Genomic DNA, 26,143 nt, shown 5'->3' with positions numbered 1-26,143 from the left:
GAAGTGGTTTTTTTATACTGCGCGAGCGCAGTTTCGTCCGGCTGCTTTGGCGCGGTATAAGCCGCTATCCGAACGAGCAAATATGTTGTCGGCAGTATCATGGCTCGATGCCAGCGTAAAGCCAATGCTCGTGGTCACCGTATATTTAGCCAACATGCTCGACTTTCTTACGGCTTCCATAATTCTTTCTGCAATTACCTTGTTGGTTGTAAACGCAGGATCGTCAATTAAAATGGCGAACTCATCACCACCGAATCTAAATACCGAATCAGTTGCGCGCGTTGAGGTTTGCAAAATACGTGAAAACTCAACCAACACTTCATCACCGGCTTTATGACCATGAACATCATTCACCTGCTTAAAGTTGTCTAAATCTAAAAGCATTAGGCTAAAATTACGATGTTGACGACGGCAACGCTCGAGTTTCTCTTCTAAATTGTCAGTAAATTGACTGCGATTATAAAGTCCTGTTAGAGAGTCCTTAGTTGCTAATTGCAATACACGGTTGTACATCAAGGCATTACGCATTGGGTAAATTAAACAGGCGTGTAATTTTGACAATTTTGCCTTGATCGCTTCACTAAATGGAAACTCACTGAAATACACCAGCTGTCCTAAGTGCTCTTTTTCTAGCTCAAGATCAAACGTACTAGCCGGAAATTGGCTATCGCTGTCCTTCATCTGAAAGACACCAAGGCTACAATGGAACTGGAGCCCCGAAATTTTTGAAATTCTTGCCACATGCTCCGCGTAAATAGTCAACAGCTCTTCAATGTTGAGTGTTGTCTGAAGTTTGTCGACTAATCGCGCGTAGTGTTCACCGCCTTGCGTACTATACTGTTCAGAATTGAACGGCAAGTAATCGCCTCTGGTCGGCAATCTCTGTGTCAAAATATGGACATTTTCCATATTTCTTCCCCTTAAATACAACAATACATGATTAATATGCGAACTTTGTGCCAAAAATTTAAACTGGCTTAAAAACAAACGCTTGCTATATTTAAGAGAAAGAAAAAGAAATCCACCTTTATTCCCCGTCAATTTTTTCGCTCAGGAGGCAGATTGCAAAGTATCTTCGCGCAGGTTTTTGCCTTGCTGTTATGTGCAGTGATTTTAGTCTGGTCCTTTAAGCGGATTGGCTTGCCGCCTATTCTGGCTTATTTGCTCACTGGAGTCATTGCAGGCAGTCACGGCATTGGATGGATGAGTGACAGCCAAGAAATCCACTTTATGGCCGAGCTTGGGATCGTGTTTTTACTGTTCAGTTTAGGGCTTGAATTTTCCGTGCCAAAATTAATGGCAATGCGAAACGTAGTATTCGGTTTAGGGAGTTTGCAGGTCATCGTTACCACGATCATTGGTATGTTTGTGTTGCGTTTTATGCAATATGAGTGGGTGGGTGCATTTGTGATTGCAAGCCTCATTGCACTTTCTTCTACGGCGGTTGTGGTTAAGCTGTTAAAAGAGCTGGGGATGCTCAACACACGTCATGGTCAGCTCGGTATTGGCATGTTGTTATTCCAAGATATTGCCGTTGTGCCGCTGCTCATCGCGTTTCCGCTTATTTCCTCTGCGAGTAATTCAGAGCTGGCGTCAGCGCTACTTTTTGCATTTGCTAAGGGTGCGGTTGTGTGTCTGGTTTTATGGGCAGTAGGTAAGTGGTTACTACCTAAAATATTTAACGAAATCGCATTAGTAAGAACAGATGAGCTCTTTGTTTTATCTACTTTAGTTGTTGCCCTGTGCGCGGGTTCGCTCACTTATGCATTCGGACTTTCAATGGCGCTCGGCGCATTTTTAGCGGGCATGATGTTAGGGGAAAGCCAATATCGGCATCAGCTTGAGGCAGAAATTAGACCGTTTCGAGATATTCTAATGGGACTCTTTTTTGTCACAGTGGGTATGCAACTAGATATTCCTTATGTGCTCGACCAGTTTATTTATATTGTTGCAGCACTTGGCGCTGTGCTTGTGATCAAAGTGTTGATCATCGTTGGCGTTGCGCAGTTAATGGGAGAGCGTAAAAAAGACGCTTGGGGCGCTGGTATTTTGATCTGGCAAATGGGGGAATTTGGCTTTGTATTGGTTGCTCTTGCCAGTAAACATCAATTATTAGACAAGAATGCAGTGTCCTTCTTGATCACGCTTGGCGTGTTGTCTATGGCGTTAACGCCTTATCTTATTAGTAAAACCGCGCATATTCTCAATATCTTGGGAATAGAAAAAGACTGGCAACCCGAAGCGCCAAGTGGTTATAACGCGGCTGATTTAAAAAATCATGTTGTGATTTTTGGCTACGCGCGTGTTGGTCAAACTATCGCACGATTTTTACGTCCAGAGGCTATTCCATATATTGCGGTAGAGCGCAACCCGCAAATTGTACAAGACGCACAAATTGCGGGTGAGCCCGTGTTATTTGGTCATGCGGCACAAAAAACGCTGTTAAAGTCAGCAAATATTGATAAAGCGCGCTTGGTTATCATTACCTTTGATGACTTTGAACAGACGCAGGTGGTTGTTGACGCCATTCGTCGGCGTACCCACGAAGTGAAGATCTTGGTACGCATGAAAGATGACAGCTACATGGAGCAATTAAAAGCCATGGGCGTCGCAGAAGTTGTGCCAGAAACTTTAGAAGCAAGTTTGATGCTGGTTTCTCATGTGTTGTACATGTCTGGCGTGCCAATGCGCAGGATTTTTCGTCGCGTCAGTAAAGAGCGAGAAAATCGTTATCCGTATTTACATGGTTTTTTTGCTGGAGACAGCAGTGATCTGCATGAAGTCACTGGCGAGCGGTTAGAATATCTGCATGCCATTGCTTTGCCTGACCATGCATTTGCTGTTAACAAGTCAATTGCTGAGCTTGAGCTCAACGTTAAGCGCGTTGATATTACTGCGTTAAGGCGTGACGGCGAAGAAATTGCTCAACCAGATGAGCAAACCATTTTACGCGTTAATGATGTTTTGCTGTTAAAGGGGAAACCCCGCCGCGTTGAACGTGCGGAGCAGTTTTTACTCGATGGCCTACCGTAATAACGTTTCTTAAATTTATGCTTTTTGAACAGATCGCGGCGTAAAGCGTCTCCTACGACATGGAGTAGGAGCAGGTTTATCCTGCGATTTTGAGTGTTGTTATGTGGCTACTGCTCGCCGCGTAAAGCGTCTCCTACAACACGGAGTAGGAGCAGGTTTATCCTGCGATTTTGAGTGTTGTTATGTGGCTACTGCTCGCCGCGTAAAGCGTCTCCTACGACATGGAGTAGGAGCCGGTTCATTCTGCGATTTTGAGTGTTGTTATGTGGCTACTGCTCGCCGCGTAAAGCGTCTCCTACAACACGGAGTAGGAGCAGGTTTACCCTGCGATCTCGTGCGCTGTTTTTGTTGTTACAGATCGCCGCGTAAAGCGTCTCCTACAACACGGAGTAGGAGCAGGTTCACCCTGCGATTTTGAGTGTTGTTATGTGGCTACTGCTCGCCGCGTAAAGCGTCTCCTACGACATGGAGTAGGAGCCGGTTCATTCTGCGATTTTGAGTGTTGTTATGTGGCTACTGCTCGCCGCGTAAAGCGTCTCCTACAACACGGAGTAGGAGCAGGTTTACCCTGCGATCCTGAGTGTTATTTTTGTTGTCACAGTTCGCCGCGTAAAGCGTCTCCTACAACACGGAGTAGGAGCAGGTTTACCCCTGAGTGTTGCCTTTGTTGTCACATATCGCCGCATAATGCGTCTCCTACAACACGGAGTAGGCCTGCGTTCTTGCTCTATCTATGTGCCTTGATCATCAGGTGTATTAAATGACACGATATGCTTTTGCATCAAATGCATTTGAGTAAACAAAAAGGTTTCACCGTTAAAATCTGCCAAGTAACGGCTATTACTGGGTACCTCTGCAAGGCGTTGATATATCCCTGTACTGAGATGATAAGACCATAGCTGGTTGTCGTTGTTTACGCCGTACAATATACCATCTTTATAAACGGCAAATGGCTGCGCTAACTGAGCGCGTAACGCATGGATCTCAGTCGGTGTAGGAGCAGTGTTTGTGTTAACAAGCCAAAAACGCTGACTCATATCTTGATAAAGAAAATGCCCACTATCTACTTGTGCGGCCCAAACTACATTTTCAGAAACAATGAGTGAAGCTTCTTGGGTATCTTTGTTTATAATGTAAAGCCCCGCGTTTCCATTCTCTCTTGCTGTGACCAACAACGTTTTCGGCGTTAGCCACTGCAGGACAGAATCAATGGCAAGCGAATTAGCAATGAGGGTTTTCTCACCATTTAAAGACCAAATAGTGAGTCCTTGTTGTGTTGTGCCCGCTATCTCATTACCCGCAGGAGACCACACAATTCGTTTGCTGATATTGTCTTGCTGTGAATCGGTAAGCTGTGCAACACCTTGGTCATTGTAAAGCCATAATTGCCTTGAACCAGTACGTGTAGACGTAAAAGCAATATGATCACCATAAGGTTGAAACTGAGGGTTGTCTTCCTTCATTGTTGTTCTGGCTATCTTTGCTGCCGCAGTGGTTTGGTGATTTCGTATTTGAGCAAGACTTAATGTAAAAATATCGGTATCGGCATTTATCTGTGTCGCTAAAATCTGTTTTCCATCAGCTGAAAAAGAAGCCTCCCTTAGATTCTTTCTACCCCCAGTATCAAGTGCAACCATTCTCCCGTTGGTTTCCAGTTTATAAAGTCCATTAGTCGTCGATGCGAGCAAATACTCGCCGCTTGGATGATAACTGACTTCAATTGGCTGTAATGGTGACAATTCGTGCGGTAGTAATATCTTTGTCGTGATCGTTGGTGTCTTATCGGGATTGTAAATATTCAGGTGATGAGTGTTGTGCTCATCAATGCTTACCATTGCGAAAACATTTTTATCTGCAATATAGTCAAGAGTGTAATTTTCAAAGTTTGGCATATACTCGGTAGTGCGGCTTTTTTTTGTCTTTAAATCAAAAAGGTAGGGCACTGCTTGTTTGGGACGTAAATGAGATAAGTAACTGATCTCGCCATTTTTCATCCAATTTGGACGCCATATGGGCTTTTCTTGGCAAGCAATAACGGCATGTGGATTTTGTGGTGAGTTGATTGCAGTATCGAGATTTAGTGTGTTTAAAGACCAGCAAAAGGGAGACGTCTCTTGAGCCTTGCAATGACTCCGTTCGGTAAAAGTTAGTTGCTTTGCGTCGTGTGACCAACTTGGTTTTCCGTATACGCCCTGGCGAGCGGTTAAACGAGAGGTTTTGTGCGAGGCTAGATTTTTTACCCAAAGCTGACTATGGCAATTATCGCTAAAGCGCTGAAAAACAATCCATTGTCCATTGGGTGAGTAGCTGGCATTTGCATCCCATGCGTCACTTGTGGTCATTGGAGTAAAAGTAGGTTGAATCGGTACTCTGGGGTTGATTTTTGGTTGAATTATAACCGTAAAGAGATAAGCCGTGATAACTATCGCTAGTGCCGCTACCCCAAATTTTGCAGCGCGTGGGCGAGATTTTTGAGTCGCTTTATGCGCGCTCGGCTTATTGCTTGTTGACGTAACGGATGCCTCTAAACTATAGCCTTTTTTGCTGTGCGTTTTTATAAACTCTAACTCACTATCTGCATTTTTGAATACTTGGCGAATTTGGAAAACGCAGCGCTGCAATGTATTTGGAGAAACAACTCTGCCGTGCCAAACGGTGTTAAGTAGTTGCTCAAAGCTCACCACTTCTCTTGGTTGTTTTGCCAATTCACAAAGCACCGCTATTGCTTTAGGGGGGAGCGCATAAGTTTGTTGGTCGATAACAATATGATTGCGGTTTACATCCACAAGGTGCCCCGCAATCAAAAACTGCTTTAATTCCATTTTAAAATTCTTTTTTCAGCGAATTATCAGCGAAAAATCAGCAAACTTTGCTGTTTTATCGCTCTGTTTTTTTCTAATGTAACACACTGATAAAAATAAACTAAAAAGGAAAGTCATGCGTTTTATTATTTTGCTATTGTTAATGCTACTTGCAGCATTGGGCAAGGTGTATGGGCAAACATTAGAACAACAAGCGATCACGATTGGGTCTAAAATAACTTTTGCATCTAAGATATTAAGTGAGAATAGGGAGGTCATGGTTTATACGCCAAATGATTATGACCCTAAGAAACAATATCAAGTGTTGTACTTACTCGATGCAGAATTCTTTTTTACCCAAACCGTGGGCATTGTGGAATCTTTGGTTAGTACTGGAAAAATACCAGCTACCATCGTTGTTGGGTTGAAAACCACGGTGAGAACTAGAGACTACTTACCGCCAATTAACGGTGAGGCTCAAAGTGATAGACAGCGCTGGATTAAAGAGAAGTTTCCTCAATTTGGCAAGACAACCGAGTTTACAGCCTTCTTAACTCAAGAGTTATTTCCTTTCATTGAGTCACAATATTTACTCAAACCTAATCGTACGTTAGTAGGGTATTCCAATGGTGGGATCTACGGACTACACACCTTTCTAAATAAGCCAGAGATATTTACTAATTATCTGCTTATTAGCCCGCCAGGTTGGTGGGGTGAGGAAGAGCTCGATCAGCAGTTTAAAGCACTTAGCAACTCAGCTCATGATTTACGTCGCAATCTGTATATTAGTATCGCTGGGGAAGGTGGCGACTTTTACACCAACGGTATGCGAGTTGCGTCAAACCTGAAAGCACTTCGATCAAAAGAAGTAAATTGGCAATTTAGCCTCAAAGAATTGGAAACGCATCAAACTACGTTTTACCCAAGTCTCTATGAAGGATTAACGAAACTTTTTGATGATTTTTACTTTGAGCTTAATGAAGAAGCAGGAAAATATGCGCATATCCCTGATATTGAAGATTATTATCTAAAGCTCTCTAAGCGCTATGAGTTTGATGTGTTAGTGCCAGAGTCTATATACAGAGCACTTGCTGACGCGCAAACCAGCCATAAACGTCTAGACGCTGCACTTGCGACTTTAAATGCATTTGTCACGCGTTATCCCGACTCGTCTTATGCGCATGCAAGCCTAGGCCATGGATATTTAGAGAATAAAGCGTATAACAAGGCGCTGAAAAGCTTTAATCACGCCTTGCAACTTGCGAAAGCACAGCAAGTCGACGACCCGTCAGTATATGATTATTTTGAAAGCATGATAGCCCAAGCAAAAAGCAAAATCGTGCAGTAAGCTATACAGATCGCCGCGTAAAGCGTCTCCTACAACACGGAGTAGGAGCAGGTTCACCCTGCGATCTTTTATGCTTTTACTACCTATCTGTCGAGCTTGCTCAATAAATGCTGCTTAACGGTGGGCCATTCTGAGGCGATAATCGAATACACAACAGTGTCTCTTAGCTCGCTGTTTCTACCGATCTGGTGGCTGCGCAAGATACCATCGAGTTTGGCGCCAAGTCGCTCAATGGCACTGCGAGAGGCATGGTTGAAAAAGTGAGTTCTAAACTCCACGGCAATGGCGTCAAAATCTTCAAAAAGTTGCTGTAACAGCAAAAGCTTACACTCGGTGTTAACCGCTGTTCGACGCACTTTATCGCTGTACCAAGTATAGCCTAGCATGGCACGGCGATTGGCTATATCTGCATTGTAATAGCGGGTGGTTCCCACAATTTCGTTGCTGCTATTTAGCCTTACCACATACGCAAGGTTGCCTTCAGATGCTTGGCTTATCGCAGTGTTAACATAGCGTTCCATATCGTCTGGATTGGGCACATTGGCATACCAAAGCTTCCAAGCTTCACCATCTTTTACTGCTTGTTGCAGCGCATTAACATGGGTTGTTGATAATGGTTCAAGGGTGACATGGTGTCCTATCAGTGGTTTATTAGTTGGCCACATGCGTTACTACTTCCTTATTTTGAGTATTTTGATGGTATCTTGTTTTGCAAGAGATACAGCTAAGTGATTTGGGTCAGTTACAAAAGCCAAGGCCGATATATTGGCTAAGGGATTGGTCAAATCATCAAAAGTTGCGATATGTGTGAGCTTGCCTGTTGCGGTAACGCTAAACTCTGCAATACCAGAGCTACTCTCAGAGGCTGCGAACAACCTTTTGCCATCAGCAGCAAGTAACAAGGAGGAGACACCGTTAAGTGGCTTGCCAACTTGGTTTGCATCAATGGTCTGGAGCAAATGATATTGGCCGTTTTGTTGACGCTCAAAGGCTAAAATGCTGTTACTGCCCGCCGCAGCAACATAAAAAACAGTGAAATCTGAGCTTGCAACCAAGGCTTGTGGTTTACTGAGTGCGAGCTGGTTAGTGTCGTCTTTAACGATGCGCTGCTTAACAGTATAAGTACCTTTTGTCTGTTGCCACAGCGTAATGACATCGCCTTCATAACCTGCAACGATAAGCGCGTTAGCCTCTTTACTTACTAGCACATCCACAGGCCCACCCATGTCAGTTTGCTCAGCGCTATCAATAGGGCCTAGCCACGTCACGCTGTTTGTAGGAGTGATCCTAAAAGCAGTGACCGTATTGCTTTTATAACTTGGGACAAATGCATAGCGCTTGTCGCCACTTAAACTAATTTTCCAAGGTGCAAACAAGCCAAGGGTGTCATGAGCTGAGGCATTTTTGGTTGGATCAAACACCACTTTGTAAGACACTTCGTCAGAAAAGGTTTGCACAAGGTTAAACTTACCCGCTTTATCTTTTGCAAACACATTTAATGCACCATCGTAAAAGCTAGTGTTAAGAATGAGATTGCTATTTACGAATACCGCATCGGATGCGCCAGTAAGTAAAAGCGGGTGCGCACCGCTCGATTGAAAGAGTTGATCTTGGACTAGCTGTTTATTTGCATTAAGCGAAAATGTAACCACTGCGTTATCGTCGCCACTTACTGCAACGGCCTGTGTACCTTGGTGATTAAAACGCAGCTGCCTTGGATTATCTAAGCCGCTAAACCCTGCGGTGTTATTTTGGATGGTTTGAACAACGTCGAACGTTTGGCTGTGTGCGCTAAATGAAATTGACCCAAGTGCGATAAGCAGAAGTGCACTTATAGTAGGTTTATACATCTTTTTCACTACCTATTTTTATTATTGTAAATCTTATTTGAGTTCCAAAAACTCTCTCATTTCGTCCAAGCGGTTCATGCCGTCTTCAAATCCAAGCTCAATGAGTTTTTGTGTATAAGTACGCTCAAACAGCAAGTAACTCGTTAAACTCGACGGAGAATGCTTTTTAACCCCCATGGTTCTGAGTAACAGCTTGATTGCCAACGGCATATCTTCGTAATAATGATCTGCGACTTCATTAAAATTAACCGTTGGCTTGATGAGCATATGATCTACTCGCCTAAGCTCTTTGTGCTTCTCTCGGGCCGGTAGCAAGCTTACCGTACGGTTGACGCGGTCGAGCCGTTCGATGTCTGAATTTAAGGTATCGCTAAACACACTGTCTAGCAGGTGACCGGCGACCACAGACATTCCTGGAAAATGCGGCTCATAACCGAGCGGCTGTGGTAGTTTAGGCTGCTCAACACCAATCACAAAGATTTTATCCGCACCTAAGTGAATGGCAGGGCTAAGCGGGGAGAGCTGGTGGATAGAGCCATCACCATAGTAATGATGCTTAACGCGCACGCTTGGAAACACCATAGGTATAGCCGAACTTGCCATGAGTAAGTCGAGCGAAATTGTGCCCGGAACACCTTCGCGCTTTGAGCGCTGCCAAGGCTCAGCATTGTTCGCCTGATAAAACGCCACTGATTTACCAGTAGAATAGCTCGAAACCGTAATCGCGATGGCATCAAGATAATGGCGGTGTAGATTATGATCGATGCGATTTAAATCAAGCACATTGGCCAGCAGCTTTCGAAGCGGCGAGTTATTTAACAAGCTGGCTGGTGGCTGATTAAGGTATTGCGCTTGAAAGCTGCGCATCATATTGGCAAATAAATGGCCGTATGCACCAGTAAACGAGCTTTTGTACACCATATCGGTGCTAAAGTTCTTCCAAATATATTCCACTTTTTTCACCGCAAGGTGAAAACAAGATGCGTAACAGGCAATCCCCGCCGAGTTAATTGCGCCGGCAGAAGTACCAGTAATGATCTCAAAAGGGAGGGGAGAAGTACGAGGCATACTTTGCGCAAGCGCCTTTAATACCCCAACTTGATAAGCAGCCCTTGCACCACCTCCAGTCAGTAGTAAGGCAATTTTTTTATCACTCGTTCTATGCTTTCTCAAAAGAGGCCATCCTGCTGTTAAATTTGCTTAATTTAAATTTGGTCTTTTTATGCGTTATTTATCTTTGTTGATGTTGTAATGCTTTAGGTGCAAAGAGTTGATAACTCCAGTAAATGCGTTATTTTTAGTAGTAAAGTGCCACTCTGCCCTTAAGCCGCTTATAGGTTGTATTATTTATTCTAGTTGAACCTAGCTAAAACCCAAGTTGTCTGAGTGCACATACCCGCGCAACATATTAGGCTATTATTTTGAAATTTAAGCACTAAAGCGCTATGGTGGCACAAACAAATTTTAACAAACTAGCGGTTTAATTTAGTCGCTAATTGGCGCGATTTTGTATTTAATAAAGTGGCAATGTAGCTTAACTTCAATGTACTGAACTTAAGTTCGGTGCTCAAGTATTTTTATTAAGATCAAATGTTTGAACAAGGTGTAGCCAGAGTTTGCACCACAACGCATTTTTTTAGGGTTTCAGCGCGCATTAAGTTATTAGTCAAGTATTTGGTGATAGTTTTACATTAACGCGTATCAACAATGACGAAGAGGGAGTCCCCATGTCAGAGAATCATCAAGAAGGTAATAAAAGACCTTCTAACAGCCACTTGTTATTTGCCGCAGTAGTTGTACTAGCGTTGATTATTGTGGCTGTGTTTGTGCTAGCACAAAAAGACACTCCATCGACGGAAAACCAAAAGGTAAAACAAGATATTGTTGTGCCTGAACAAACAGAAACGCCACTGGTCAATACCGCAAGAGAAACACCACCTGAGCAAGTGGTTGAACCTGAAGTAACCTTGCCACCGCAACGAGAGCAAATCGAGCCAGAGCAAGTAGAACCGGTAGAACCTGAAGTAACACTACCACCGCTTTCACAAAGTGATACCGAAATTAAAGAAGCGGTATCGAATTATCTTTCTAATCAAGCGGTAAAATTGCTGGCAGACGATGACGTGATCCGCCGCACGGTAGTTTATGTAGATAACCTAGCAAAGGGTAAAGTGGCAGAAAACCACGCACCAGTGGTGAAGCCGCAAGATGGCTTTAGCGTAATTGATGACGACATTATTATTACCGATCCTAACAGCTACGAGCGTTACACACCTTATGTCGCCATGTTCGACACCATGAGTACCGCGCAAGTGGTTAGACTATATGACCAATACAAACCATTATTTGAAGAAGCATACGAAGAAATAGGCTACGAAGGAGATGAATTCAACGGCACGTTAACTGATGCAATCGACGAGTTGTTGGCAACACCCATTCCAGACACTGCACTGCCTTTGGTAAAAGACTCAGTTACCTATAAATATGCTTATGCAGAATGGGAGCAACTTTCTCCGGCGCAAAAACAGTTCTTAAGAATGGGCCCTGAAAACATGAAGAAAGTGAAAAAGCGCCTAGAAGAAATCAAAATTGTGTTGAACAAATAAGCACACAGCCTCATAAAATCCACAAAAGCTTGGCAAACTGTTTAAACATCACCCAGTTAGCCAAGCTTTTTGACTTTTCCCTTGCATCCCCCTGCAATCTTCGAGATAATTCTTCCCGCGCCAAACAAGGCCCTCAATGGTAGTCTTATTGGTCCTCTCGCAACAATAGTACGTGAATCTGGTCAGGTCGGGAACGAAGCAGCCACAGCGTATGACTTGTGTGCCGGGATGTGGCTGGTAAGACTGCCACCCAAACACTCCAAGTGTGTTGTTTGAAGTGTAAGTCTTATTAATAGCACTTAAAACTATACTAAAACATACTAATTCCCTTATAAATCCAATTAAAAACTAATTCTCAGTTCATTAGATCAATAGCACTTCTTATACTAATCTACTAAAACTCTTCAGCACTAATTGGTTTCGTTACCGTGTTAGTCAAAGTTCTTGCGCAGGTTAAAACAGATAATTCAGGCTTATTGATTGAAGTACCTGTGTTGCTTAGCGAATATGGCGTATTCGATCCCTTACTTGATTACGTTATAAGCCAGTCGCACATTAAAAGTTTGCCATGGATGAATCGCATTACGTTTGCTTGCCAATTGTTACTCGAGTACATGGAAGCCAACACAGGATTATTTTCAGACGCCAGCAAGTTATTTAAATCATTTGTAATGCGTTTGTCACTGGGTACCATTAGCCCAGAAGGGAATGATCCATCGGGTTTATATTGGCTACCTCGCTCTACAGCAAACGTAAATCAACTTTTATCTGCGCTAAATGGCTTAACGGATTGGCTCGCCAATAACAGAAATACAACTAGCTTAAATCCATTTGAACAAGCCAGCTCTCATCAAGAACGCCTTAACTATGCTGCATGGTACAAACGCAATCAGTACAACTTTTTAGGCCATATTAAAAGCAACCCTTTACCCAGTGTGCTTAAAACCGTGCGCAAGGTACGTGGTAAAAAGGATGTGCTTAAGGTTGACGGTGATGCCATTTCATTTCCAGAAAAGCTCTTTAAACCCTTTTTTATTCAAGGTTTAGGCAAAGCCAGGGATAAGCGCGTGGCACTGCGTGATCAGCTTATTGTGTTGCTGATGCATGGCACCGGTGTACGCGAAAGTGATGCTTTGCACCTTTGGGTGGATGATGTGTTTTACGACCCAGAAAACCCAAGTGGTGTGATAGTACGTTTGTATCACCCCGAAGATGGCAGAGCACCAAATAACTGGACTGGCCGCAAACGACAAAAAACACGCGCAGCGTATTTGGCTGAGAACTTCAACCTAATTCCTCGTAACCGTATGACGGGTACCGCCCGAATTGGCTGGAAAACCAAAGTGGTTGATGATGACGAAAACTACATTCAACTGCACTGGTTTCCTGCCTTTTACGGTGAGCTATTTGCCAAGTTGTGGCAGCAATACTTACTTTACCTTTTACCGTTACCAAGAATGCACCCTTACGCATTTGTGTCTTTTTCACAAACACACGAAGGTCAATCGCTCACCCTAAACGCGTTTAACCAAAGTTATAAAGCGGCCATGGCCCGTATCAGCCTTGTAGTGTCAAAACCCGAAGGGCGAACCCCGCATGCCCATCGTCATGCTTATGGCAGACGTATGTCGAGCGCGGGCATTGATCCAAGGCTGATCAAAAAGGCACTCCACCATGCTTCGTTATTATCACAAGCCGTTTATACCCAGCCCAGTATTAGAGACGTGACGTTGGCATGTGAAAGAGCGTCAAAAAACCTTGATGGTCAACACTATGCCGAGTTTAAAGAAGACGTCAGCGTGAGCTGGCAAAACGTGATGGAATCTGGCTTTGAAGATATTGACCCTGATGGGCTATTTAGCGGTAAGTACCCTAAATTAAGGAGATATAAACCATGAAAACACAGGATTATGAGTTCAATTGGTTTATCAAGAAAAACGGCTCAGGTTGGGAAACATGGCGGGAGTTGGCCTCTGCTTGGCTTGAACAAAAGCAATACGGCATTGACCACTCACGCGCAGCTATTTCACGCTTTTTAGACGAATACTTGGTACCGCGATTTATTATCGACCCCATTGAGCTTTTTACACTGGCAGATCAAGACTACAACAAATTTCTTATGTTGTTTGAGCTGAACGAAGGCTACCGTGTTAGGCAAAACAACGATGTATGCCGCTTTATTGATTGGATAATTAGCACCTACTACTCAGAGCCAGATGATAATGGCGATCCCGTGCCGCTATTTCAAAACCCCTTTGATAAAGAGCAAAGCCCTGTAAGAAGGCAGGAGACTGTCTACAACGCTTTACCCTTCGCTTATATTAAGCAACTGCGCAGCATATTATGCCCCGCGCCTCGGGGTCACTTTAAGCAATGGAAGTGGGCTATCGACTACAGTGAGATCTTCTTCACCAACGCTCGCTTTTTAAAAGACTGGATTTTGGTTGATGAATCGGTGATAGACAAAGCAGACCCCGATTGTGTTTGGCAAAAACACACGCTAGATAAACAGCGTCAGATGAGAATAGATGGTGCACTAAGAACCCTAGAAAAGGGTGACAGCATTTACTTAATTTGGTCGCCCGTTCGTGCTATGGCTTTATACCTTAAGTTGCAGTTACCTTTACGAACCTTTCAAGTGCGAATGCTGGACTCGGGCGAGGCTGATACATGGCGTTATAGTAATGGCGAGTGGCAAATGAATACGCAACACCCTTTTGCTGAAGGCAGCGATAAGCGCCCATGGCAAAAAGGGGTATTCCACCGCATTATTACGCCAGATATTGGTGATGTGATGACGGGCATGTACATAAACACCAATAAAACCGCAGATAGAAACAAAGACGAAATAACTCGGGGATACGTGATCCCATGGCAACACGAAGAGGTGTTGTATTGGCTAGAAAAGCTCAGAAACTGGCAAGAAAAGTACAACCCAATCAACAAGCCCACCTCAATTTACGACTTAGATTACAAGCACTTTGGTAGCACTAAAACCAAAATTCAGCGCAGTGAAATTGGTGATATTTGCTTTTTGTTTCGCAATGCCGCTGCGTATCGTAAGCGCGAACGGCGCATGCCAATTACAGATGGTTATGTTAACGCACTTTGGGTGGCTTTGCTTGCCCAACTCGAGCACGATGTGGCGAAAAAAGAGCATACTTTAAGAGATGGTGCCAAAGTACATTTTGTTGACCCTAAAAATGCCAGAAGGCCGCTATTCCCTTTACATGCATTACGCGTTTCTTTGATCACTTGCTACGCCATTGAGGGGGAAATACCCACACCGATATTGTCAAAGCTGTTGGTTGGCCACAGTCGTTTGATCATGACTTTGCACTACACCAAGCTCACGCCTGTGATGATGGCCAAAAAAATGCGTGAAGCCGAAGGCAAAATAATCGACAAAGAAGACGATAGTTTACAGTCATTCCTAGCCAATAAATCCATTGAAGAAATCGGCTTACAAGCGGCGTTTAAAGACATTGAATCGCTACAAACTGCATTGAGAGTGCGCAACCCTGCTGGGTGGCAAGAAAAGTCGATAGGCATTTGTTTAGCGGGAGGTAACACCTCGCCCTTGGTTGAACATGCCTCTATTGCTGGGTGTTGGAATGGCGGCGATAAACTCAAAAAAGCGAATCGAAACTAAGCGGATCTGCACGCGCCAGTACCCCATGGCATTGAGAACTGTATTCGCTGTCGTTGGTTTATTACCAGCATCCGCTATATTCAATCGCTTACGGCTCACTTTAACAACCTAAGTTATCACGCCACAGAAGCGGCCAAAATTGCTGCGGAACTCGAGGGCGAGCAAGCGAGTTTGTTGGATGAAGAATACTTTTGTGAAGTAAACAGCACTCCATTTAGCAAGCGTGACCAGCTAAACAGCATAGACAGGCGTATTGAGCGACAAAAGTCCGAAGCCGATGAATACTGCAACGACTTAGTAGCGTGTTTTCAGGTGATCCGTAAGGTACTAAGTATTGAGCAAAACCGGGAAGAACACGACCGCAAAGACAAAGTGATTGCGCTTGGCTCGGCACAAGACATATCACCATTCTTTAGCTTTTTAGACACGAAATCTGAGTTTAGGCAGCTGATCCAAATCTGCGATGACGCAGAAGTATTTGCAGACTTAAAAGATGACTTAAAGAAAACCACGGCCATTAATCACAGATCAAATATGCTAAACACCATGCTGATGCGCATGGGCTACCAACCAATCCTGATGCAGCTCGACGACGAAGCGCAGCTTAAGCTTGGCAATGTGATGGTCAATGCCATGCTAAATGCCACTAAAGAACCAGATAAAAGTAAAGCCATGACAATGCTCTCTACGTACCTTGATACTGAAGCTTACTTAAAAGACGCAGGCCTGCTCGAGCAAGGTGTACAAGCGATTGAAAGTAATACAGGCATTAGCATCAGAACATTAGCAAACATGGCAACAGCCACTTTAGGAGTGAAGAAAAATGGCTAAACCAGTTGACCCAACCCTAGTGCTGCAAGAGCTATGCGCAAGCGCCACCACAAGAACCGCTAATGCTTTAACGGTATTGAATGCTGTGCTTGAGCAACAAAGTAGAATAACGCCTCTCGACTTTTCTATGGCAACGATCGGGCGGCTGTCTAAAGAGCAAGGCGGCCCATCAACACAAACCATCCGTAATCGCACAGGTAAGCATTTTCAGCAATTAATTGAGGCTTGGGCAGCCTATGCAGGCACAACGTGTAAAAAGCCGCTCTCAGTGCGCCAAAAACAGCTATTGAACAGCAACGACCAACATATTCTCGATGCCATCGACGACCCAGTGATTAGAGCCGTAGTAGGGTCATTGATTGCCGAGCGTAACAAATACCGCGACCAACTCAATACGTTCAAAGCCAACTCAGGCTTGTTTATTGACCGAACCAAAGGCGATAAAACCAACACCACACTTGAAAACAAACAACTGGTACCGCTGGAAGTTGAAGCCATCCAAGCCGCAATTTCTGATGCGTTTTTTAACACGCAAGGCTGGGAAGTTATGCCCACGGGGCAAGTCAAAGATGCTGAGGGGAAAGAAATTTATAAGCGTGGATATGTGAATGGGTTGAAAAAGTCTGTAAAAAATTACATTTAATACTTCAGTTTATCTAATACAGAAGACCAACCCTACAGAAATCAACCTATACCTAGTAACCTCTCAAGCTTTTTATGAATGTTTTTGACTTTTGGGTACGCAGACTTTTATAAGAGGAAATTGTGACTATGGTGAGTATGTAATCTCTAAGCCAACCATATTTCGGAAGCTGGTAAGGGTTTTTAAATAGGTTGCTTTGAATGTTATATAATGCACGTTCGATTTTATCATTATCAGATGCCCAGAGAAGGCCTGAAAAATAATCCACGAATAAAGGTTGGTCTGCAGTAATCTGTGGTGACGTTTGGCTGTATAGCACATCTGCACGGTAAAGCTTTTCAGTAGAATAGCCTTTATTGACTCGTGAAATCAGCTCTTGAAATGATCTTTTATCCTCTTCAAGCAAAGTTACTAATTTTGTATCTAAAATAACCCTTGGAAATTTGGCCAGATCTTCTTCCATCTTATAAGCCTTGACATAAGCAGGGCCTACGATCTGATGTCGGCTCATATCAAAATGAACTTGTCCAAATGTAATAGCTCCCCTTAGAAAGATATTTTCAGGCATCAGCTCATACTGTATTTTTGCAATCGCAATACATAATTCTCTAAGACTTTGAATTTCTTCAAAACTATTTGGCTTAACGCACAAAATTATAGAGTCGCTTATCACAATAGACTGTATGTTTCTTTTGATAGTAGTGTTGGCGATTTTTAGATTGTTTATCTCTTTTTCTACAATTCTAAAGTACTTTTCTAATTTTTCTTTTTTATTTTTATTGAGCATTTCTTGAAAACCTAGAACGTCCAAAAATGCTACAAAACACTCTTCATATTGTATTTCAAACTCTTCCAAAATTATCCAACTCCTTTGTGTAAAAAAACAGATAATGTTAAAGCTGTATTTATAAAGCTATTTAACATCACAGAAATTAAAATGTTAACAAAAATGGGCTTAAATTAAGACTTCTGCCTCTCTTACTGCGCCATACTCAATGATCACTTCTTGTTCATTATCCTTAGCATTAAAATAGATAACTTTGTTTCTTGGTACAACAGTTTTAACAACTATGCCTTTAATCTTATCTTTATATATTTCATGAGCAAATCGTCTAGCTGTTTCTAAGTCTATAGTCCAAGACTGTGCGAAGTTTTTACTTGCAAACTCATCTGGTGATAAACCACGATATATTGTTACTTCTTCTTCAAGCATTTCAATATCTGAGTTAGGAGGTACGTCTTCGCGTTTAATTCTGATTGGTGGTGCTCCCCACTCAACTTGCTTGGTTTTGAATAGTTCAAATATGCCACCAGAATAAAACCGTTTTAAATTGTTAAAAAGCTCAAAAGCCGAATTACACAGTTCTGACCCTATGGGGTAAGAAGCGTACTTTTGCCGCCAAAAATCTTCAAAAGCGGATTTTGGCTCCGTTTTTGACTTGCAATCAAAGTTATCTAAAATGTCTGCGAATATCTTATAGTTATCACCAAACTGTTTATGTAAGCTTTTAAAGTATTCATCAGTGTCAATTCTCATTTGCTCAAGAAGGGCTTTTGATTTGTCGTTAATCATATCGTTTGCCTTAACCTATTCTGATTAGGTGATCGCAAGATGGGCACGGTGTTTCATCAACAGAATAAGGAATATCTATACTTGAGCGTTGCCAAATATTCGTACAGTAGCCACACCTAAACCACCTCGTTTCGTATTGTTTTGGTGCGGGGCTTAGGTCAATAATATCCCTAAAAGCCCGTGTCGGTTTTCTTTTATAGCGAGGGTTTTGCTGAAATCCATAAACTGGGTCATATAACGGCTCGGTCTCTTCTGCCAATTGCTGTTGTTCCTCCCACTTACGTTGTGCTTGTTCCTTTTTAGCGAGTTGTATTTTTTGATTTTTACTACGATAAAACTCTGTAAACCTTTGTGTTTGCTGTGGGTGGAAATGCCAATGCTTGATGCTTAGCTTCTCAAGTAATTCAGATTCAACTTGATTTCTGTAGCCATTTACTTTGCCTTCAACATACTTTCTAAAATCCTCAACGTCGACAACTACAATGGCGGACTTTTGGTTGTATGTTGAGCTAAATTGGTAAGCACTACTTTCTAGTGTTAAAACAAGGGTGATGTCGAAGTCATTGGTGTGTAGGACAGCAATTTCGTTTTGCGCGCTTTCGATGGCTGGATTCAATGTTACTTTAGATTGATATTCGTATACCTTTTCATTAGTGATCAGCACGCCTTCATCGGATTTATCGCTGTTTGGATAACCGATATATCTAGGAAGACGAATGCTAGTATTTGTAGCAAGTATATTACGGCACAACCAAAAAATAGCGCGTTTATAACTTATCTCACATGGCTTATCTTTGGAGTTTACCTTCGGTGCATGTTTGAAGTGATCGCGTCTTATGTTCGTTTTATACTTGTGCGCGGAAAGAGGCATATCGCAGCTGATGCAAAAACAATTGCACTCTAAACCGCTTTCTACTTCATCGACAAACGCGAGCGAGCCATTTTTATCTTTAGCAAATGGTATCAATACTTCCACTGTTATTCCTTTTCACAAGCAGATAGCAAAGTTCAATATGTTATACCTAGTTAATTCATTTGTTAATATCTTGATTGATAACTTTATAAACCGTATTTCTTGAAACCTTTACAGAGTTTGCTATTTGGCTGACTGGTGTAGCTTTTGCGCGTAGCGATAAAATGCTTTGTTTGGTGTTGTCGGATATTGGCTTGCGGCCTTTGTATTTACCCGCTTTTTTAGCGGCTGCAATGCCCTCGAACTGGCGTTCTTTTCTGATATTGAGTTCAAACTCTGCGAACACGGCAAGCATATCTAAAAAGGCTTTGCCTGAAGCTGAGTCGGTTGAGATGGGTTGCTCTAGCGCTTGTAGCTGAATATCGTTGGATTTTAGGTGGTTTACTAAGGTTTGTAAGTCGAGTACGGAACGAGCGATACGGTCGACTCGAGTCACAATTAAGGTGTCACCAGCACGAAGGTAGCCAAGCAGGGCTTGAAACCCATCGCGTTTGGTATTCGACGCTGATGCCATATCGGTAAACACCTTGTCACAACCCGCTTCTTCAAGTTTGGCGACTTGTATATCTAAAGACTGATCTGTGGTCGAAACTCGCGCATATCCAATCTTACTCATGGCAATTGTTCATTTAGCATCTAGACTAAATAAACATAGTGCGTACTAACGCCTTAAACCACCCTAAATGAACACTTTTAGCTTGTTTTGGTGATGTTCAATTAGGGTATACGCTATTTGAACTTATACTTTGCTGTCGTTTTAGGAAATGCCACCACAATGGACTTGCAAAACCCCGACCTGATTTTAGTTAAACGCCTATCGGAGCATTCATGCTCTTACTTCGCGGTTGAAAGTATCGCGGGTAGTGATGTGGTGTTGACGGATATTGAAAGCGGTGGGCGGTTTAATTTTGCAAAGCCAAGGCTTGAGCAACTGGTTTCAAACGGCCAGCTCAGAACCATCGCGCGGCGTGAGCTACCAACCAAGTTAACCTTTAAACCACTTAGTAACGTTAAAAAGCCTAAAGCTGAAACTGCGGAAGATGTTGCATCCAGAAAAGAAATGCAGCGACGTTATAAGTATGTGCAAGGTGCATTTGAGCAAAGCGTTCCAGCCTATACTGAGAAATGGTTAACCCCGTATATTGCCCAAAGGGCGGTTGAAATAAACGACAGCAGCCCACCGTCATGGCGCACGCTAGCCTATTGGAATAAAACCTTTGTGGAAAGCGGCTGGGATAAACACGCACTGATGCCTAAGCATAAAGCCAAAGGCAATCGTACCAAGCAATTGCCCCAAGAAGTGCATGACCTCATTGATGAAGTGATCAACGAATACCTTCGCACCCATACGGTGGTGAGGTATCAAAAGGTTTATGACCTACTTCTTGAGCAGCTTGATACGCTGAATGTTGAAAGGCATAAGGCTGATTTAAGCGAGCTAAAGCCATGCAGTTATAGGTGGATAGTGAATCGTCTTAAGAGTAGATAAGAATGACCTTAAAGCGTAAAAAAGAACTGAGGCATTATATACAGGAGAGAACATGCTTAAAATTACTGGGCTCGACAAGTTGCAAAAAGAGTTAAAAGAAATAACGCAAGCATTGAACCGACTTGATGGTGATTTGGGCGCCGTTAGCTTTGATCCTCATGACCCTATGAGTATTGAAGCTGCCATCCAATCGGTTAACCAAATAGTAGATAACCGTATTGAATCGTACACCGATAACCCCTTCGTTGGTTCGCTCGCCGAAAAAATGAAAAACCAATATAGAGAGAGTATTCTACAAAAAGCTGCTGAGGCCCGATTACAGTCCAATGAGGATTCGTGATGGCCCAGGATATTTTCGAAGAAATTAACAATGCTGTTTTGGACTTGCAGAATTCGCAGATGCAAACGTACGAACGTCCACTGAAAAAGCTCGCTCAATTGTTACGGCATACCGATCTTGAACCTTACAACGAAGAATTAACGAAAGAGGCTGATCTCGATGCTTTCCTTGCAGAAAGCAAAAAAACAGATCTGGGTATGGTTGGTAGTGCCCAGCTTGCATGGCCGGATGATCCCAAAAAAACGATGGGATTAACGTTACTTCTCATTGAAAAGTTGGCCAGCGAGCCAAGATACGCCGTTAATTTCGGTCATCAGTATTTCTATTCTGGGAAGAAAATTATCGCAGGTATCCATTCACTTACTGGACAGCTTATTATTCCATTCGTTCGTGATTATAAAAACTACATTCAATTGAAGGGGAGTACAGAGACTGTGTTGAAGCCGCCAATCTCAAACAAGATATTTATCGTACACGGCCATGACGATGGTGCTCGGGAAGCTGTGGCTCGTTTTCTGGAGCGTATGGGCTTGGAGGTCGTCATTCTTCATGAACAGGCAAATCAAGGAAAAACAATTATCGAAAAGGTCGTTGCAAACAGCGATGTTGGATTTGCGGTAGTCCTTCTCACACCAGATGATGAGGGGTGTGTAAAGGGAGGAATACTCGAGCCTAGGGCTCGGCAAAATGTTTTATTGGAACTGGGCTACTTTATTGGTCGCTTGGGCAGAGAAAAAATATGTGCTCTAAAGCGTGGCTCGTTGGAAATTCCTAGTGATTTCGCGGGTGTTATTTGGGAGACAATGGATAATAATGGTGGATGGAAACAGGCTCTAGCGCGTGAACTTGAAGCAGCCGAGTATAGTATAGACTGGAACAAAGTGATGCGTGCTTGATACGGAGCTTAAGGTCTTGCTATGTGCAATACGCTTAGTTAATAACGTCTATTTTTGGCAAATAGCAAGCTAAAAAGCGCAATATAATTGAACAGCTATGTCTTACTTCTTTTATAGATTACTAATTTTCTACCATTACACCTCATTGTTTTAATTATTTTTTGTATATTTAGTATGGTTTCCGCTATAAATTTGTAAGTCGACTACAAACCCCACCAAGTGTGTTGTTTGAAGTGTAAGTCTTATTAATAGCACTCAGAAGTATACTAAAACATACTAATTCCTATCTTTCTAAATTTAAAAACTAAATCAAATAAAACACTCATTCTTCGCTCGTTAGATCAATAACACTTTATTAGCATGTTCCCATAGGTTGGAAAAGTCGTAGGCGCTTTCCAACAGAGTTACGAAAAAAGTGTAACTGCTGTGCAAAAGGTTTGTCAGGTGGTGGCGTTGCACGCTTTATTCGACCTACAAATCAACAAAGTAAGTCATATTAATAAACACTTTGTCGTAATCCGCTTCCTCAAGTTTGGCTACTTGTAAGCCTAAAGACGGATCTGTGGTCGAAACTCGCGCATACCCAACCTTATTCACGGCAGTTGTTCGTTTAGAAAAGAACATGAAGCCAATAAGCAAGATCTGACCCTAATAGTTACTACAAGATTGACCCTCTGCCTTAAGGTGTGGCATCAGCGTCGAATACCAAGCGCGATGGGTTTCAGGCCCTAATAGAATATAACGTCGATGCTTCATTTGCCTACGCTATCAAATTGACTATTCTATAGAGTTTCTTTTCATCAGTACTTCTAACGCTTGCGAGAGTGCTTTGGTTGCGTTATCTGTATCGCCATTTACTGCCGCAAAATAAGCGTTATTTTGACTAGGATAAAGCAGGCTACTGACCGAAAATGCGCCCGTAAAGCCGTCATGACCAAAAGCCGTTTTATCTGACTTGACAAACCAGCCCATCGCATACTCAGAATGGCTGTCTTGAATTTTACTATAAGGCGAGAGCAACATTTTGTAACTCTCTTTACTCACAATATTGTCACCTCCCTGCATTCCCTCTAATACCGAAGAAAAATAAACAGCAAGCTCAGGTAAACTGATATTCACCGTACCGGCAGGACCATATACTTTTGGAGCAAGCTTTTTTTCTTCAGTTACCCCATGCCAGTGACCATTTTCGTAAATATGCCCTTTAGGCTGCTTCGCGCTCTCAAAGCTCGGTTCACCAAAACCATAATTAGTGATGCCTAATTGCCCAAAGACTTCTGCGCCAATAAGCCACTCCCAAGTCTGATTGCTGACTCGCTCTAACATATGTCCTGCTATCACATAACCAACATTACTATACCAAAACTCGCTTCGGGTTTTCACTGCAGCGGTATTAAGCACCTCTTTTGTTAGCTCATATCTTAATTCGGTTAAAGGCTTGGTATTGTCGTACCACTGCTGATCTTTTACATCTATGTCCTTTTTTAATCCGGATGTCATGCTCAACAGATGCTGTAAAGTAATGGTCTCATGTTCTGGTCGAATTTGGCCTTTAAGTTCAGGAAATATATCTATGACGGTAGTGTCAAAAGTAATGAGGCCTTGTTCAACTAAACGAGCGGCGAGCAAAGCGGTCATAGATTTTGCGACAGAGCCGATCGCCCAACGATCATTATCGCTTACAGGCTCAAGGCTTTGTATATCACGATAGCCTGTGCTGGCAATTTCGTACACTAAGCCATCTTTTACTGTCATAGCCGTAATTGCAGGTACATTATATGCCTGTCGAATACTTTCTAAATGCTGTTTTAATGCACCATCTTGTGCAATACCTACTTCTTTAGGGAGCTCAGTTTCATCAATTAAGGGCGAAGTTTGAGTTATATCCGAACCACACGCGCTTAATAGTAAGGTTAATAACGCTAAATGAGCGAATTTAAATGATGATTGTAAGTTTGTTATAAGCAAAGCAAAATCCTTTATGTTGGTTGTTAATGCTCCACTGTAGACTCAAATATTATTGAATTACTCAAAATTAATTTGTTTAAAAATGTATAGTTAGCTAATTTGTGTGGCTTTACTGCCGCTGCTACCCCTGCCAAAGGGAGTTTTATCGCAAGCCAGTCATGTGATATGTACCAGTCTAAGCGTAAAGGAACCAACTCCGGTTCACTTGAATCAACTCCAGGAGAAACGTACCCCATTATTGAAGTTGATGCCCAAGAGGCGCAACAAGTAAATTGGGTAAGAGTGAAGACTACATATAACCCTTCACCTGATCGCTGGGTGTCGGCCAGTTGTGGAGATTTACATCTTGCTTGGGGGGATTTACAGAGCAAGGTTTACAGTGGACAAGCAGATAATGAATTTATAGTAGAACTTAGACCGGGTAAGTTCTACGAACTAACCGCTGATAAAAGCATGTCCGTTATCGAATTAAAGGATTGGCAATTCCAAAAAGTTAGATAATTCAGAGGCAAGGTTAGTTGCAATCTAAATGCAAATTGCTGTGACAACGTCAAAGTTGTGTAGCGGATATGCCGACAGCCCCTTTTGGGGCTCGCATTAGCGTAACAGCAGATCCAATTTCAATTCAAAAGCTTGTCATAGAACTAGTGTATATAGTCATCAATTAGCTGGCGCCAAGCATCGGGCTTACCGTAATAGGCAGTATGCGGAAGCTTTATCTGTTTCTCATGCTTTTCAAGGATAAGGGTGGGGTAGCCAGTAACTTGAAGCTTTTGCATTAATAGACGGCTTTGCACGATTTTTGTTTGCTCAGCACCTTGATTTGCCAGCATAGCTCGTTGCCAGTGGTTTTTATCTAGCCCAAGCTCAACGGCTAGCTCCTCTATAGCCTCAGCTCGGTTAACCTGTTTGCCTTCTACATAGTGTGCGTGCTGAATAGTTTTAAGCATGCTCAGTGGCGTTATGCCTAACTGTTCCGCGGTGATGATGGCACGAGCGGTGATGTAAGAGTCGAGGATCATCGACTCGTTACTCTTTACCCGTTGGATGTAATCTTTGCCAAACTGAGCGCCTGTTATGTTGGCTATATGCGCATCACTTATGAGAATGTGGTTGCGGAATGCTTTCTCTATAGATTGATTGGCAATCATGCCTCCAGGGTGCAGCACAAGCTCCAGTTCCCTGTTGGCTGCAATGGCATCCAGCAGTGAAGTTGCACCGTAACACCAGCCACACATGGGGTCGAAGAAGTAGTGCACTTTTACCATTTCATCTCTCCCCTATGCACCTTAGCACCAATACTCAGCGCCATAGGTAATCCTGCATCAGGGTAGCGTGCAGACATGCTATCAATCAGTTCAGCGCTATTTTTGCTGCTGCTTTTTGCCAGACTAAAGTCGCTTAAATACTGCTGCGAGTAGCTTATGGTACTTGCATCAAGTTTGGTGCCTGCTTTCATGTGACCAGGTATTACAACCTCTGGCTTCAGTGCTTTTAACTCTTTTAATTGGCGAATCCACGCTTGTTGACTGCGTTGGGATTGTGCATCGGCCATCCATAAGTGCACATTACCGTAGACTGCAACATTGCCCAGAACCGCTTTACTTGACGGGATCCATAAGTAGGGGCGGTGCGCTAGCTCAAATTGCGTGCCGTGGATCTCTATTTTGTGCCCATCTACAAAGAGTGTATTTCCCTCTACAACTGTTGGGATGTATGGTTTTACAGGAGCATTCGCGCCCATTTTTGGTGTCCAAAATGCTAATTTACCCGCGAGCTTTTCTTCAATCACTGCTTTTACGGCCGCTGTGGTTAGGATCTTAGCTTCAGGGAATAAAGTGTGTAGTACTTCCGCGCCAAAATAATAGTCCGGATCAGCTTGGCTGATAAAAATCGTTTTTAGGGTTTTGCCGCTGTCGAGCACTTTGGCAGCTATGCGTAGTGCATCCGCTTTGGTAAAACCCGTATCTACGACCATCACTTCACTCTCACCAATCACCAGTGTTGAGTTAACGTGGAAGCTGTTTTTGTCAGCGTTATAAACATCCAGTGTAAGTGGGGCGGTGTTTGCTGCCATCGCATTGCTTGCTAATAAAGTCGATGCTGCTATCAACGTTAGGTGTTTCATATCTTTTGCCTC

General features: G+C 42.9%; 24 protein-coding genes and 1 other RNA gene. 12 read left to right on the top strand and 13 right to left on the bottom strand.

Features of this window, described 5'->3' with window-relative positions:
- Window positions 1–12: 12 nt before the first annotated feature.
- The gene (locus PNC201_RS11265) at window positions 13–909 is read right to left on the bottom strand and encodes a GGDEF domain-containing protein (protein WP_102057103.1); all 897 of its coding nucleotides are present in this window, start codon (window positions 907–909) and stop codon (window positions 13–15) included.
- A 153-nt stretch (window positions 910–1,062) separates the two neighbouring features.
- Between PNC201_RS11265 and PNC201_RS11260 the strand changes: the two genes are divergently transcribed.
- Window positions 1,063–3,033 carry a monovalent cation:proton antiporter-2 (CPA2) family protein gene (locus PNC201_RS11260; protein WP_102057102.1) on the top strand — a complete coding sequence of 657 codons (1,971 nt, stop codon included), beginning with the start codon at window positions 1,063–1,065 and terminating at the stop codon, window positions 3,031–3,033.
- 731 nt (window positions 3,034–3,764) lie between these two features.
- On the opposite strand, the gene PNC201_RS11255 is transcribed toward PNC201_RS11260, so the two are convergent.
- Window positions 3,765–5,855 (bottom strand): winged helix-turn-helix domain-containing protein, encoded by a 2,091-nt coding sequence (locus PNC201_RS11255; protein WP_102057101.1) that lies wholly within the window; start codon window positions 5,853–5,855, stop codon window positions 3,765–3,767.
- A gap of 115 nt (window positions 5,856–5,970) precedes the next feature.
- On the opposite strand from PNC201_RS11255, the gene PNC201_RS11250 reads away from it, so the two are divergent.
- Window positions 5,971–7,182: an alpha/beta hydrolase-fold protein gene (locus PNC201_RS11250; protein ID WP_102057100.1), complete on the top strand. Its 1,212-nt coding sequence runs from the start codon at window positions 5,971–5,973 to the stop codon at window positions 7,180–7,182.
- 83 nt (window positions 7,183–7,265) lie between these two features.
- On the opposite strand, the gene PNC201_RS11245 is transcribed toward PNC201_RS11250, so the two are convergent.
- From PNC201_RS11245 to PNC201_RS11235, 3 genes are read right to left on the bottom strand one after another with little or no spacing between them, the layout of a single operon-like run.
- Window positions 7,266–7,847, bottom strand: coding sequence for a GNAT family N-acetyltransferase (locus tag PNC201_RS11245; RefSeq protein ID WP_102057099.1), 582 nt, complete (start codon window positions 7,845–7,847; stop codon window positions 7,266–7,268).
- A 6-nt stretch (window positions 7,848–7,853) separates the two neighbouring features.
- Complete coding sequence (locus PNC201_RS11240; RefSeq protein WP_102057098.1) at window positions 7,854–9,032, bottom strand: beta-propeller fold lactonase family protein; 1,179 nt, start codon at window positions 9,030–9,032, stop codon at window positions 7,854–7,856.
- 33 nt (window positions 9,033–9,065) lie between these two features.
- Window positions 9,066–10,205, bottom strand: coding sequence for a patatin-like phospholipase family protein (locus PNC201_RS11235; protein ID WP_045964207.1), 1,140 nt, complete (start codon window positions 10,203–10,205; stop codon window positions 9,066–9,068).
- 554 nt (window positions 10,206–10,759) lie between these two features.
- Here PNC201_RS11235 and PNC201_RS11230 point away from each other — a divergent pair.
- From PNC201_RS11230 to gmtX, 6 genes are all read left to right on the top strand, one after another.
- On the top strand, window positions 10,760–11,638 hold the full coding sequence (locus PNC201_RS11230; protein ID WP_102057097.1) for a DUF3014 domain-containing protein: 879 nt from the start codon (window positions 10,760–10,762) through the stop codon (window positions 11,636–11,638).
- Between the two features lie 146 nt (window positions 11,639–11,784).
- An RNA gene (gene ffs, locus PNC201_RS11225) (signal recognition particle sRNA small type) lies at window positions 11,785–11,881 on the top strand.
- A 185-nt stretch (window positions 11,882–12,066) separates the two neighbouring features.
- The gene (gmtY, locus tag PNC201_RS11220) at window positions 12,067–13,536 is read left to right on the top strand and encodes a gamma-mobile-trio recombinase GmtY (protein ID WP_102057096.1); all 1,470 of its coding nucleotides are present in this window, start codon (window positions 12,067–12,069) and stop codon (window positions 13,534–13,536) included.
- Window positions 13,533–15,290: a gamma-mobile-trio integrase GmtZ gene (gene gmtZ, locus PNC201_RS11215; RefSeq protein ID WP_199539658.1), complete on the top strand. Its 1,758-nt coding sequence runs from the start codon at window positions 13,533–13,535 to the stop codon at window positions 15,288–15,290. The genes gmtY and gmtZ overlap by 4 nt, the downstream gene beginning before the upstream one ends.
- A 174-nt stretch (window positions 15,291–15,464) precedes the next feature.
- Window positions 15,465–16,121, top strand: coding sequence for a hypothetical protein (locus tag PNC201_RS23400; protein ID WP_199539657.1), 657 nt, complete (start codon window positions 15,465–15,467; stop codon window positions 16,119–16,121).
- Window positions 16,114–16,764: a gamma-mobile-trio protein GmtX gene (gene gmtX, locus PNC201_RS11210; RefSeq protein ID WP_102057095.1), complete on the top strand. Its 651-nt coding sequence runs from the start codon at window positions 16,114–16,116 to the stop codon at window positions 16,762–16,764. The genes PNC201_RS23400 and gmtX overlap by 8 nt, the downstream gene beginning before the upstream one ends.
- Window positions 16,765–16,816: 52 nt before the next feature.
- On the opposite strand, the gene PNC201_RS11205 is transcribed toward gmtX, so the two are convergent.
- The 4 genes from PNC201_RS11205 to PNC201_RS11190 form a co-directional block, all read right to left on the bottom strand.
- Window positions 16,817–17,620: a hypothetical protein gene (locus tag PNC201_RS11205; protein ID WP_102057094.1), complete on the bottom strand. Its 804-nt coding sequence runs from the start codon at window positions 17,618–17,620 to the stop codon at window positions 16,817–16,819.
- A 99-nt stretch (window positions 17,621–17,719) separates the two neighbouring features.
- Complete coding sequence (locus tag PNC201_RS11200; RefSeq protein WP_102057093.1) at window positions 17,720–18,337, bottom strand: hypothetical protein; 618 nt, start codon at window positions 18,335–18,337, stop codon at window positions 17,720–17,722.
- A gap of 10 nt (window positions 18,338–18,347) precedes the next feature.
- Complete coding sequence (locus PNC201_RS11195) at window positions 18,348–19,313, bottom strand: hypothetical protein (protein WP_102057092.1); 966 nt, start codon at window positions 19,311–19,313, stop codon at window positions 18,348–18,350.
- A gap of 55 nt (window positions 19,314–19,368) precedes the next feature.
- Complete coding sequence (locus PNC201_RS11190; protein ID WP_102057091.1) at window positions 19,369–19,926, bottom strand: recombinase family protein; 558 nt, start codon at window positions 19,924–19,926, stop codon at window positions 19,369–19,371.
- Between the two features lie 159 nt (window positions 19,927–20,085).
- Between PNC201_RS11190 and PNC201_RS11185 the strand changes: the two genes are divergently transcribed.
- The 3 genes from PNC201_RS11185 to PNC201_RS11175 are packed head-to-tail and all read left to right on the top strand — an operon-like array spanning window position 20,086 to window position 22,035.
- A complete protein-coding gene (locus PNC201_RS11185; protein ID WP_102057090.1) occupies window positions 20,086–20,799 on the top strand; it encodes a hypothetical protein in 714 nt (237 codons plus the stop codon).
- Between the two features lie 52 nt (window positions 20,800–20,851).
- Window positions 20,852–21,139, top strand: coding sequence for a hypothetical protein (locus tag PNC201_RS11180; RefSeq protein ID WP_102057089.1), 288 nt, complete (start codon window positions 20,852–20,854; stop codon window positions 21,137–21,139).
- Window positions 21,139–22,035 (top strand): TIR domain-containing protein, encoded by an 897-nt coding sequence (locus PNC201_RS11175; protein ID WP_069018630.1) that lies wholly within the window; start codon window positions 21,139–21,141, stop codon window positions 22,033–22,035. The genes PNC201_RS11180 and PNC201_RS11175 overlap by 1 nt, the downstream gene beginning before the upstream one ends.
- A gap of 471 nt (window positions 22,036–22,506) precedes the next feature.
- Here PNC201_RS11175 and PNC201_RS23395 read toward each other — a convergent pair whose 3' ends face one another.
- Together PNC201_RS23395 and PNC201_RS11165 are read right to left on the bottom strand one after the other, a co-directional pair.
- Entirely contained in the window at window positions 22,507–22,674 is a 168-nt protein-coding gene (locus PNC201_RS23395) for a hypothetical protein (RefSeq protein WP_199539656.1), read from the bottom strand.
- A 138-nt stretch (window positions 22,675–22,812) separates the two neighbouring features.
- Complete coding sequence (locus PNC201_RS11165) at window positions 22,813–24,003, bottom strand: serine hydrolase domain-containing protein (RefSeq protein ID WP_158299117.1); 1,191 nt, start codon at window positions 24,001–24,003, stop codon at window positions 22,813–22,815.
- Between the two features lie 165 nt (window positions 24,004–24,168).
- On the opposite strand from PNC201_RS11165, the gene PNC201_RS11160 reads away from it, so the two are divergent.
- On the top strand, window positions 24,169–24,504 hold the full coding sequence (locus PNC201_RS11160; RefSeq protein WP_102057087.1) for a hypothetical protein: 336 nt from the start codon (window positions 24,169–24,171) through the stop codon (window positions 24,502–24,504).
- 143 nt (window positions 24,505–24,647) lie between these two features.
- On the opposite strand, the gene PNC201_RS11155 is transcribed toward PNC201_RS11160, so the two are convergent.
- Window positions 24,648–25,271 carry a DsbA family protein gene (locus PNC201_RS11155; protein ID WP_102057086.1) on the bottom strand — a complete coding sequence of 208 codons (624 nt, stop codon included), beginning with the start codon at window positions 25,269–25,271 and terminating at the stop codon, window positions 24,648–24,650.
- Window positions 25,265–26,131: an MBL fold metallo-hydrolase gene (locus PNC201_RS11150; RefSeq protein ID WP_102057085.1), complete on the bottom strand. Its 867-nt coding sequence runs from the start codon at window positions 26,129–26,131 to the stop codon at window positions 25,265–25,267. Before PNC201_RS11150 ends, PNC201_RS11155 begins: the two co-directional genes overlap by 7 nt.
- Window positions 26,132–26,143: the final 12 nt, after the last annotated feature.

The sequence above is a fragment of the Pseudoalteromonas sp. NC201 genome, from assembly GCF_002850255.1.
Classification (GTDB): Bacteria; Pseudomonadota; Gammaproteobacteria; order Enterobacterales; family Alteromonadaceae; genus Pseudoalteromonas.
This window is presented reverse-complemented; position numbering and strand designations above follow the sequence as displayed.

What these genes read in the sequence shown, in the direction of transcription:
- PNC201_RS11265 (WP_102057103.1), bottom strand. Translation starts at nt 909, where the DNA reads ATGGAAAATGTCCATATTTTGACACAGAGATTGCCGACCAGAGGCGAT.
- PNC201_RS11255 (WP_102057101.1), bottom strand. Translation starts at nt 5,855, where the DNA reads ATGGAATTAAAGCAGTTTTTGATTGCGGGGCACCTTGTGGATGTAAAC.
- PNC201_RS11250 (WP_102057100.1), top strand. Translation starts at nt 5,971, where the DNA reads ATGCGTTTTATTATTTTGCTATTGTTAATGCTACTTGCAGCATTGGGC.
- PNC201_RS11245 (WP_102057099.1), bottom strand. Translation starts at nt 7,847, where the DNA reads ATGTGGCCAACTAATAAACCACTGATAGGACACCATGTCACCCTTGAA.
- PNC201_RS11240 (WP_102057098.1), bottom strand. Translation starts at nt 9,032, where the DNA reads ATGTATAAACCTACTATAAGTGCACTTCTGCTTATCGCACTTGGGTCA.
- PNC201_RS11230 (WP_102057097.1), top strand. Translation starts at nt 10,760, where the DNA reads ATGTCAGAGAATCATCAAGAAGGTAATAAAAGACCTTCTAACAGCCAC.
- gmtZ (WP_199539658.1), top strand. Translation starts at nt 13,533, where the DNA reads ATGAAAACACAGGATTATGAGTTCAATTGGTTTATCAAGAAAAACGGC.
- gmtX (WP_102057095.1), top strand. Translation starts at nt 16,114, where the DNA reads ATGGCTAAACCAGTTGACCCAACCCTAGTGCTGCAAGAGCTATGCGCA.
- PNC201_RS11200 (WP_102057093.1), bottom strand. Translation starts at nt 18,337, where the DNA reads ATGATTAACGACAAATCAAAAGCCCTTCTTGAGCAAATGAGAATTGAC.
- PNC201_RS11190 (WP_102057091.1), bottom strand. Translation starts at nt 19,926, where the DNA reads ATGAGTAAGATTGGATATGCGCGAGTTTCGACCACAGATCAGTCTTTA.
- PNC201_RS11185 (WP_102057090.1), top strand. Translation starts at nt 20,086, where the DNA reads ATGGACTTGCAAAACCCCGACCTGATTTTAGTTAAACGCCTATCGGAG.
- PNC201_RS11180 (WP_102057089.1), top strand. Translation starts at nt 20,852, where the DNA reads ATGCTTAAAATTACTGGGCTCGACAAGTTGCAAAAAGAGTTAAAAGAA.
- PNC201_RS11175 (WP_069018630.1), top strand. Translation starts at nt 21,139, where the DNA reads ATGGCCCAGGATATTTTCGAAGAAATTAACAATGCTGTTTTGGACTTG.
- PNC201_RS11160 (WP_102057087.1), top strand. Translation starts at nt 24,169, where the DNA reads ATGTACCAGTCTAAGCGTAAAGGAACCAACTCCGGTTCACTTGAATCA.
- PNC201_RS11155 (WP_102057086.1), bottom strand. Translation starts at nt 25,271, where the DNA reads ATGGTAAAAGTGCACTACTTCTTCGACCCCATGTGTGGCTGGTGTTAC.
- PNC201_RS11150 (WP_102057085.1), bottom strand. Translation starts at nt 26,131, where the DNA reads ATGAAACACCTAACGTTGATAGCAGCATCGACTTTATTAGCAAGCAAT.